The sequence below is a fragment of the Brevibacterium sp. Mu109 genome (genome assembly GCF_900169375.1).
Taxonomy (GTDB): domain Bacteria; phylum Actinomycetota; class Actinomycetes; order Actinomycetales; family Brevibacteriaceae; genus Brevibacterium; species Brevibacterium yomogidense_A.
In genome coordinates this window covers 1-9,593 of sequence record NZ_FXZF01000051.1, presented here as the reverse complement: position 1 = coordinate 9,593, position 9,593 = coordinate 1, and the positions used below count along the sequence as shown (strand labels likewise).

Below are 9,593 nucleotides of genomic sequence, written 5' to 3'. Positions count from 1 at the left end.
CGCGGGGATCAACGGGTTCGTTTCTGCTCACCCCTCAATCACAGTCGGGAAGTGTCACCACCAAGACGCCCCACACTGTCACCGATGTCCTGATGCAGAACTGTCACCCATCTCTTGAGACATAACACGCAGTCCCTTCTTCTTCAGGGTGGGTTTCAACATCTTCTTCGCCGAGCGTGTCTTCTTCGCCCGGATGCCCCAGAGGCATACTCCTGCCACTGCGATGACGCCCAACCACGATGCGGCGAGCTCACTGTACAGACGCCCTCCATCGCCTAAGTGAAGACTCCGGTGAAGTTGATCGACCCATGTACGCAGAGGCAGCGCGCCACTGGTGCCGTAGACAGTAAGATCCCCTTGGACTTCTGCAGTAGCAGGGTCAATGAAGATGGCGCGACTCTCGCTCGCGCCGAGGCCTTCACCTGCGTACATCACTCGCGTGGTCTGACCTGACTCAGGCGTGGGCCGTACCGCAGTGAGAGTCTCGTCCGGTCCGACATAGGTGTTCGCTGATTCGATCTGGTCAGCGAGTGGCAGGTAGTTATCAGCTTCCGAGGCATATAGTTCCTGGGCGTAGACAGCCTTCTCGATCTGTGGTGTCAGTGAGTACAGAGCGCCACTGAGTGCCGCTATCAGGATGAACGGACCGACGAAGATGCCGGCGTAGAAATGCAGCCGCCTCACGAACTGTCCGAACCACCGACGGGCGCTCGGCGGGCGCGACTGCGCTGAGGGTGGGGGTATCTGGTCTGGGGGGATAGTTGTCAGGGTGGTCATGAATGATTCCTTTTGTGCTTGGAAGCTCAGAAGAGCGTGTCGCCGATATAGCCGTCTTCCGCGCAGCCCGGTGGGATGGCGAAGACTGCGGAACCGATCGGCGTGGTCCACTCGTTCAAGAGGTCAAGTTCATCGAGACGTTTCTGTACAGGGACGAACTGCTTGTCCACGTCTGCCTGATACGAGACGAACAAGAGCCCTGTGTTCGAGATCTCCTCGCCCGTCGGCGGATCGTCGTAGTTGTAGGCACGCCTGTGGATCCGTTGCGACAGATCAGGTGTCCGGGCTCGAGCGATGTGGGAGAACTCGGGGATGACTGGGAAACCGATAGGCGTTCTGGCTTCGAAATCAGGCTCGTCGTGCTCGTGAGTTCCCGTCAACGGTGCGCCATTGGACAACGTGCGGCCGATGGACTGCTCTCTCCCGGGACGATCAAGCTCATCCCATTTGTCGACGTCCATGGCAATGCGCCGCAGCACCATGCTGGTGCCGCCAGCCAACCAACCCTCAGAACTCCACACCAGGGTGTCGAAGTCGGAGTCGGTTGGGTTGGGATTCACGGTTCCATCGACCTGCCCGAACAGATTCCTCATCGTGGTGCCCGGCCGCTCGGAACCATGAGCCCGACGGAATCCTTGTTGTACCCAGCGGACGGTGGTGGAATTCCTGGCATCTTTGAGCAGCATGCGGACCGCATGAGCGATCGTGAACGGATCGTCCGCGTTGAACTGCAGGAGGAGATCTCCTCCGCTCCACCGGTCTTCCAACCGGTCGATTCCGAACGCAGGCAGAGGCCGAAGCCACGCAGGATTCTGCGCTCTCCCTGCTGCCCTGTCCACGAGCTGTGTGCCGAACCCGAACGTGATCGTCAGTCGTGCAGGGACGGTACCGAGTTCCGGCTCGGAATCCGCCAGCGCAGGCACCCCCTGTGTCAGACGAGCCGCGTCCTCAGTCAAAATACCCATCAGTCGCCGCAACCGCTGTTGATCTACGTCTTCTCGCAGATCAAGCGCAACATACGTTGCATGAGTTTGTGGATCCACAGTCACACCAGCCTGGTGAGGACCGAAGAACGGAACACGTAGCTCTCCATTCAACGGTCCGGCTGCCTCACCGGCGCTGCGAGCGTCCAGGCGCCGGCCGGCGAAGTCGGCGCCCAGCGCTGCCAGGCCGCCGGCCCCGGCGACTGCGCTGCCAAGCAGCAGCCGTCGCCGGGACCAACCAGTACTAGGTGAGACCGTGGGTTCTTCGGCCGTCACCCCTCGTCCGTGTGATCATCGGACATGTCGTGGTCCATGTCGTGCCCGCTGTGCTCGTCGTTTCCTTCTTCGTCCCCTTCGTCGTAGTTCTCGTTAGCTCCGGAGTAATCCTTTACCGGAGCGGAGAACTCGACGGAAGAGTCGTCCGAGAAAGTCAGTGTGAAGACGATTTCCTGGCCCGCTTCCAGCGGTTCAACGAGGTCCATGAGCATGATGTGGTTCCCCCCTGGCTCGAGGGCGAGGGTCTCTCCTGAGGCGATGGTGAATCCGTTCGCTTTCTCACGCATAACCATCTCGCCGGCCTCGTTCTCCACTGTCTCGTGGAGCTCGAGGGCCGTGGAAGCCTCTGAAGTCGATGCAGTGACGACCGCGTCGGTATCGCCAGTGTTCTCGACCCCTCCGAATGCCGCGGACATGCCCGTCTCGGCGGCCTTGACCCACGCATCATGAATGACGACGGTCTCGGCTACGGGCGGTGCAGTCTCTTCCGCCGGGTCGCTTCCTCCACAGGCCGTGAGAGCGAGCACAGCTGAGGACGTGAGGGCAGTGAAAAATAGGTGAGTGTTACGCATAACATGCGCCTTTCTAAGAATCAGGAATGGTGAGTAGAGGTAGCCATCACAGCAGTAGGCGCCGTGCCTTTGACTCCGTGGTGGGGCGCCTACTTCTTCTTCCGCATAGCGACGGCGGCGTAGATGCCGAAAGCGATGGCAGCTCCCCCGCCCCCGACGAGGGCGGTTCGAACCCAGATTGGGTTCATACCTGTTTGAGATGCTGCGGGCTTTTCGGCGGCCTCAACAGGGCCATCGGCCTTGGATGCGGCGTCACGATTGTGTGGCGCGTCGCCGACGGTGAAGGGGACGATGCCGCTGATGGGGTGCCCGTCGGACGACACCACACGCCACGCGATGGTGTAAGCGCCTTCCGGTAGTTCGTCCGTGATCTGTGCAGAAACGGATGTGCCGTCGAAAGACGGTTCACCCACCGCGAATGATCCGCCTTCACTGTCAGTCAGGAGCACTTGTGCTCCGACCTGCATGACTTCAGCTGAGTACTGCAACGAGATCTCTTGCGGGGCATCCGAAAAGTTCTCATCGACGCTGGGCGTGCTCGACAGCAACTGGTCGTGCGCGATCACAGGGGTGCTCAGACTGGCGCTCAGTGCGACGTATGCGAGACCGATGAGGATCAGAAACCGCAATCGGGTAAGAAGCATCGACAAATGGCCTTCTGTGAGAAGCAGTGTATTGGCGCGTGGAGCGCACTGAACAGAGCCCCCAGCGTTCGTCTTCGGCGGTGCCGAATCGAAGACGAGCGACGTGCACACTCGTAGTCACAGCTTTGCAAGTCACCACCGGTGCGTCAGAAGTTTGAGCGCGTCGATGGTTCTAGTTCGGCTTCACGGAGTTTGTGGAGGTGCTGCTCAGAGCGCCAGTGCCGGCGGACCTCGCCGCAGAATGGAAGTCAGCGGAACAGTATCCGACGGGGCCTCGTCCACGTGGTCGGACGGGCGAGGCAAGCGGCTCGTTGGGAAGAGCCGGATGGTAAAGATGAGTGGAGCAAACACGCTCCAGACCAGGCGCGCCAACATCACTAGGTGTATAAGCAGCACTTCTGACCAGTGGAAGACGGCAATCGTGACGACCGCTGCGATGATATGAGCAGCCACCATGGCCCCGGAAGTGTGCGAGTGCGCAGACGTTTCGACCACTGGCAGCACAAGAGAATCAGCATCGATGTGATGATGCGCATGCATCGCCGCACTCGAGGGGCCCTCGATCTCAGTTGCCGGGTCAGGCATGCTGTGACGTCCTGCCGTTGCGCTGAACATCCAGTGGAAAAGCCCTTGACTAGCCAGAACCGACAAGGACAGTCGCCACAGAGACAAACGAGCGCCACCGAGGACAACGCAGACAAACGCTGAAAGCAATAGCGTGATGCCCATCCCCAAGCCGCTGGGGGCTGGCCCGCCCGCGAGCACGTGGGAGGCCAGCGCGGTGTAGGAAGCGAATAGAGCAGCAGTGAGTCCTCGACAAAGACGTCGGTGCCGGGCCTCTACTGTCATGGGGCCATTGTCTCATGCCAGACCCAACCCAGGGCTTCTCGGTGTCCCGCTCGGAGAGGTGATCACCTCTTCCTATTCGAGTAGCGGTTCACTTGAGCAACAGATACGTGGAGTTGATCGCTCGGTGACGGCGTAAACGGGCTCTTCGTAATTGAGGGTGTAGTCGGTTGAGCGCGTCGTTGGTGAGGTAGGAGTCGAGGTCTCCCTGATGATGGAAGTTCTCACACTCGTCATCCGGAAGACCTCGACATGCCCCACTCTACTTTTGATGCGCCCTGCCTGACGACGTTCTGCCGCCTCGATGAGCTTGGCCTTGAAGCTGTCGGGCAACGCCTGGAGCCTGACCGTACGGTGCTCGAGTGTCGTGTGGTCGCCCCGGACCAGTGGTGCCGCAGGTGCGGCTGTGAAGGCGTGCCGCGGGACACGGTAGTGCGCCGACTCGCGCACGCGCCGTTCGGGCACCGGCCCACGACACTGCTGATCCGTGTCCGCCGTTACAAGTGCTCCGGGTGCGCGCGGGTGTGGCGCCAGGACACGACGACAGCGGCACCACAGCGGGCGAAGATCTCCCGCGGCGGCCTGCGGTGGGGATTGGCGGCCATCGTGGTGGACCACCTGTCCATCTCCCGCGTCGCGGCAGGACTGGCAGTGTCGTGGTCGGCCGCGAACGATGACCCACACCGGTTCGATGGTGTCACCACGATCGGGGTCGATGAGCACGTATGGCGCCACACGAAGCGTGGTGACAAGTACGTGACCGTGATCATCGACCTGACTCCGGTGCGTTCCAAGAACGGACCTGCCCGCCTGCTGGACATGGTCGAAGGTCGATCCAAGGCCGTCTTCAAGCAGTGGCTCGCCGCCCGCCCACAACAGTGGCGTGAGGGTGTGGAGGTCGTTGCGATGGACGGGTTCACCGGGTTCAAGACCGCCGCAGCCGAGGAGCTTCCCGACGCTGCCCCGATCATGGATCCATTCCACGTGATCCGGCTTGCCGGTGACGCGCTGGAGAACTGCCGACGTCGCGTCCAGCGCGATGTCTTCGGCCGTCGGGGAAGGACAGGTGACCCGCTCTACCGGGCCCGCCGGACCCTGCTCACCGGAGCGGGCCTTCTCACCGAGAAGCAGCACGCCCGACTCGACGAGGTGTTCGCCGAGGATCGCCACGTCGCGGTTGAAGCGACCTGGGGTGTCTACCAGGACATGATCACTGCGTATCGGGAGACGGACCGCGGGCTGGGGAAGTTCTTCCTGCAACACACGATCGAGCGGATCAGCGCTGGTGTTCCCATCGAGCTCGTCGAGGTCCGCAAGCTCGCCCGCACGCTCAAGCAACGAGCCGCTGATGTCCTTGGCTACTTCGACCGGCCCGGGACCAGTAACGGCCCAACCGAGGCGATCAATGGTCGGCTGGAGCATCTCCGCGGGATTGCTCTCGGCTTCCGGAATCTCAGGCACTATATCGCGAGGAGTCTGCTCGAAGCCGGAGGCTTCAGACCCCGACTACACCCTCGTTCGTGAAGAGCCGCTTATCGTTTGCCTGAGATGGACATCAGCGTTTTCCGTTCTTCTTGGCGCCTGCTGGTTTTACACAGCACCGTTTTCAGATTCCGGTACATCGTCAGGAAGTTGCTGGGCAACAGAAAGTTCCGGCCCGCCTTTTTACTGTAATCCATGGCGGTCTCAACCGGTCAACGCACCACCCAGTGGTGGAAGCATGCGGATAGATCGGCGAGGAGGCCCGGGCATGGTGTTGAGTCTCGAACAGCAGGACGCGGTATGGGAACGATGGCGCGCGGGCGAGCCGGTCCGGGTTATCGCCCGGGCTGTGTGCTGCAACCGTGAGGCGGTGCGTCGGCTCCTGGCAGTGACCGGCGGGATCCGCCCGGCAGCGCGTTCACGGGCACCGCTGAGACTGTCGCTCACTGAACGAGAGGAAATCTCCCGCGGACTCGCGGCCGGTGATTCCGCGCGCGCTATCGCGACTCGCCTGCGCCGGTCTGCTTCCTCGGTCTCGCGGGAGATCGCCCGTAACGGTGGACCTACGCAGTACCGGGCTGCGGCAGCCGATCGACGAGCGTGGGAGAACGCGAGGCGTCCGAAGCCGTGCAAGCTGGAAACGCACGATGACCTGCGGAGCATCGTGCAGGAGAAGCTGATGGCGGATTGGTCGCCGCAGCAGATCGCGGCATGGCTCCGACTGACTCCGGCTTCAGCACAGGGAGTACGGATCTCGCACGAGGCTATCTACCGGACCCTCTACATCAGCTCGCGCCTGTCGCTCCCCTCGACGCTGAAGACGCATCTGCGGTCGGGGCGCGGCATGCGCACCTCGAGGAAAGCGCGTCGTGCCGGGCACGGGCGGGGCCGGCTGCGGAACATGGTCTCTATCCATGATCGACCAGAGCAGATCGAGACCCGGACCGAGGTAGGGCATTGGGAAGGGGACCTCGTCATGGGGCGACGCCCCAGCGCCGTGGCAACCCTCGTGGAACGCACCACCAGGATCGTTCGCCTCGTCAAGCTCGATGGCATCAAGGGCCCAGACGTCCGCGCCGCGCTCGTCCAGAACCTCCGCGGCATGCCGAAATCACTGTTGAGGTCGATCACTTGGGATCGAGGTCGAGAGATGTCAGAGCACGAACAACTCGCCCACGACCTCGGCATCCACGTCTACTTCTGCGATCCTCGCTCACCGTGGCAACGAGGCTCGAACGAGAACACCAACCGGCTCCTACGCCAGTACCTGGCGAAGAACGCCGACCTGTACCGCTTCACTCAAGACGAACTCGATCAGATCGCGAACAAGATCAACACACGTCCACGCCAGGTCCTTGACTGGCTGAGCAGCCGCGAACGACTTCGTGCTTGCAGGCTCGCCTAAACGGCTCAGTAGAGCGGCTCGAGAGTGTCATCTTCGAGGTCAGGCAGCATCTCGTGATCGTCGTAGGTCATGTAGTCAACGGAGTGCAGGTAACCGTCGACGACCCATAGATCGAGCTGGCCAAGCCCTTCTCCGGCGCGCGAGACATCCAAGGTAGAGAACGGTCCGCCACCGTGCCTGATCCGGGCTGCCTTCGGCAACTTGGGAACCGAGATAAGGAAGCAGTCGCACTCGTCGAGCTGGTACCCACCCCACGACGCGACGCGGAGCTGCTCGCGAGCCAGTTCACGGTACGGGTGATCCCCGCTGCACAGAAGATCCAGCACCGTCTTCTCCTTCGCGGAGAAAGCACTCCCAACTGCGCGACCACGACTCATGTTCATCCCTCGAGGATACGGGGGCGGCATCGCTGGGTCTCGCTACCGCAGACATGGCACCTACGGCACGAAGACCTGACAGAGTAGGCGGGTGGTGCGTTGACCGGTTGAGACCGCCATCGAGTGTGGTTACAGTTCGTACATGCACCTGCCCCAGACGTCCGCCCGCGTCGCCTTATGGTTCGTCCTTGCAGGCCTTGCTATCGGGTGGGTGCTGTTCTTGCTTGCGGCGCTTAGTGATGTGCTCGTGGTAGCGGGTCTTCCTGCAGAGGAGCTATGGGATCCTGGTACGGCTGTACCGGTGAGACCTTCTACGTATCTGACTCTTGTGGCGATTGCGGTCTTCACCGCAGGTGGCCTGTTGGGACGAGGATGTGTTGCCCGCGTACAGGTTAGGAGCGGGGTTCTCCTCCCGCAATCCGTGCTGCGGCTGTCGACGACGATCACCGTTATCGGTATCGGGCTTGCCGCCTGGAGCGCCGTCTCCGTCTTCTTCACCCATTTCCTCTCCGATTCGAGCGTCCGCACCCCTCTTGAACGGGCACTGGCCGCGTACCTGCCAATCGCGCTGTACACCGGCATCGTGGTGGTGGCCATCCTGATCGGCTTCATCTTCACCGCCCGTCCCCCTAGTAATCCGGGGAGGGATGCTCCTACAGGACGGGAGGAGCAGAAGGTGGCTAAGGCAGATGTATCGGGAGCTGAGACGCATCAGCGCTCACTCGCGTGGGCTTACAGCGCGCCGATCCTCGCCATCGCCGCCGCCCTCATCTTCGGACTCATCATCTACGACATCACACAGACCGCGCTGGAGGCGTGGATCTGGGTAGTCGTTCAGGCGCTCATCGCGGCTGGCATCATCGCCGGAACGCTCTTCGCCGTGCGTGCAGCATCTCCTCCGCAGAGGGGCCGTGCGGGATTCGGTTCTGCTGTATCCGGGGCACGATTGCTCGCTCATGTGTTGTCCATCGTCTTCACGGTGGTGGTCACTGGCATGTCGCTTGGATACGGGGTGACTGCGATCAATGCTCTGCAGTTGCAGCCCTCGCTGTCGCTGAGCGCGTACACGGGCGATGTGACGGGGACGTCACCGGCAGACCTCACGGTGAGCGCCGACGGCTCGGGCCTACAGAAAGGAACGGACGCGATTCTCTTTCTCGAACCGGGGCATACGCCGATCGCTTCGGCACCTGTTGAGCGCGATGGATCCTTCTGGGTGGAGGAGACTCTTGATGACGCGGCCACCGCGGGCCTAACTCCTGGTGACTACCGTCTCACAGCGACTGCCATGACGGCGGAGGGGACTGAGCGGACGGTCGATTTCACGCTCACGATCGCACCCGACAGCACCGTGGTACTCCCAGATGAGCCCTACGCATCGAACAGCGATGAGGTATCGCGCGTAAGCGCACCCTCGATCGGCTGGCTCATCGGTGATCTGTTGCCTTCGGCGATCATGCTATTGCTCGTGCTGGTGACACTGCGGCAGACCCTTTTCATCCGCAGCCGGGTCCCCGTTGACGGCGCATGATCCATCTGACTGGCGACGTGGTCGTCGATGCAGACTAAAGCGTCTTTTGGTCCCTTATGGGCCGCGCGTGTCAGCCCAGGTGTACCCGTTGCTCTAACCTGTCAGACGAACTGACCGTCCGCGCTAGGCGCAACGACGCCAGAGAACTACGAAGAGCGAGAATTGGCATGCGTACTCCGAGTGTCTCGTCAGCGACGAAGGCAGGCCGAAATGGTGTCAGCGCAGGGTAGAGTCACTCCATGAAGAGTGAGCCCATTGACCCGCGGCATGGCGAGAGCGAAGTACCCAACCCTCGGTACTGGGTCATCTTCTGGGGTGAAGCAGGATCATCGGATGAGTGGGAACTCGTCGACTGTGAGGTCGATGAGGCGCTTCGCTGGGCTGAGGACAGGGCGGAAGGGCGCACCTACGGCTTGTGGGCCGTGTTCGACGAAGGGACACGAGTCGCGACGGTTCGACTCAAGGGGACAGACCCTAACGAGACATGAGGGAGTGAGGGGTAGGTCTCCCTCCGAAACCTACCTCTCACTCGCCGTCAGCTACTTTTTGATATTCGCGTACAGCACCTTTGTCGGCTCATCGCAGATGAGAGTGTAGGAGTGGTCTGAACCCTCCGGTGTCCAGCAGTGCCCGCAGCAGGTAGTGGCCCAGATTCCGGAACCCGAGTGCCGTGCCTCTCAGGTGCTCGAGTCGGCCGTTG

Annotated in this window: 10 protein-coding genes; 4 read left to right on the top strand and 6 right to left on the bottom strand. The window is 61.7% G+C overall.

Annotated elements, in window-relative coordinates:
- Positions 1-78: 78 nt before the first annotated feature.
- From BSP109_RS15810 to BSP109_RS17105, 5 genes are all read right to left on the bottom strand, one after another.
- Positions 79-777 (bottom strand): PepSY domain-containing protein, encoded by a 699-nt coding sequence (locus BSP109_RS15810; RefSeq protein WP_101601886.1) that lies wholly within the window; start codon positions 775-777, stop codon positions 79-81.
- A 26-nt stretch (positions 778-803) separates the two neighbouring features.
- On the bottom strand, positions 804-2,036 hold the full coding sequence (locus BSP109_RS15805; RefSeq protein ID WP_101601884.1) for a Dyp-type peroxidase: 1,233 nt from the start codon (positions 2,034-2,036) through the stop codon (positions 804-806).
- A complete protein-coding gene (locus BSP109_RS15800) occupies positions 2,033-2,608 on the bottom strand; it encodes a copper chaperone PCu(A)C (protein WP_101601883.1) in 576 nt (191 codons plus the stop codon). Before BSP109_RS15800 ends, BSP109_RS15805 begins: the two co-directional genes overlap by 4 nt.
- 89 nt (positions 2,609-2,697) lie before the next feature.
- Complete coding sequence (locus tag BSP109_RS15795; protein WP_101601881.1) at positions 2,698-3,252, bottom strand: copper resistance CopC family protein; 555 nt, start codon at positions 3,250-3,252, stop codon at positions 2,698-2,700.
- A gap of 207 nt (positions 3,253-3,459) precedes the next feature.
- Positions 3,460-4,101: a hypothetical protein gene (locus tag BSP109_RS17105; RefSeq protein WP_146001201.1), complete on the bottom strand. Its 642-nt coding sequence runs from the start codon at positions 4,099-4,101 to the stop codon at positions 3,460-3,462.
- A 249-nt stretch (positions 4,102-4,350) separates the two neighbouring features.
- Between BSP109_RS17105 and BSP109_RS15785 the strand changes: the two genes are divergently transcribed.
- Complete coding sequence (locus tag BSP109_RS15785) at positions 4,351-5,622, top strand: ISL3 family transposase (protein ID WP_101601878.1); 1,272 nt, start codon at positions 4,351-4,353, stop codon at positions 5,620-5,622.
- The gene (locus BSP109_RS15780) at positions 5,504-6,985 is read left to right on the top strand and encodes an IS30 family transposase (RefSeq protein WP_219618578.1); all 1,482 of its coding nucleotides are present in this window, start codon (positions 5,504-5,506) and stop codon (positions 6,983-6,985) included. The genes BSP109_RS15785 and BSP109_RS15780 overlap by 119 nt, the downstream gene beginning before the upstream one ends.
- A gap of 5 nt (positions 6,986-6,990) precedes the next feature.
- Here BSP109_RS15780 and BSP109_RS15775 read toward each other — a convergent pair whose 3' ends face one another.
- On the bottom strand, positions 6,991-7,311 hold the full coding sequence (locus BSP109_RS15775; RefSeq protein WP_087054955.1) for a hypothetical protein: 321 nt from the start codon (positions 7,309-7,311) through the stop codon (positions 6,991-6,993).
- A gap of 193 nt (positions 7,312-7,504) precedes the next feature.
- On the opposite strand from BSP109_RS15775, the gene BSP109_RS15770 reads away from it, so the two are divergent.
- A complete protein-coding gene (locus BSP109_RS15770) occupies positions 7,505-8,893 on the top strand; it encodes a hypothetical protein (protein ID WP_146001200.1) in 1,389 nt (462 codons plus the stop codon).
- Positions 8,894-9,132: 239 nt separating this feature from the next.
- Entirely contained in the window at positions 9,133-9,381 is a 249-nt protein-coding gene (locus BSP109_RS17100) for a hypothetical protein (RefSeq protein WP_146001199.1), read from the top strand.
- Positions 9,382-9,593 lie beyond the last annotated feature (212 nt).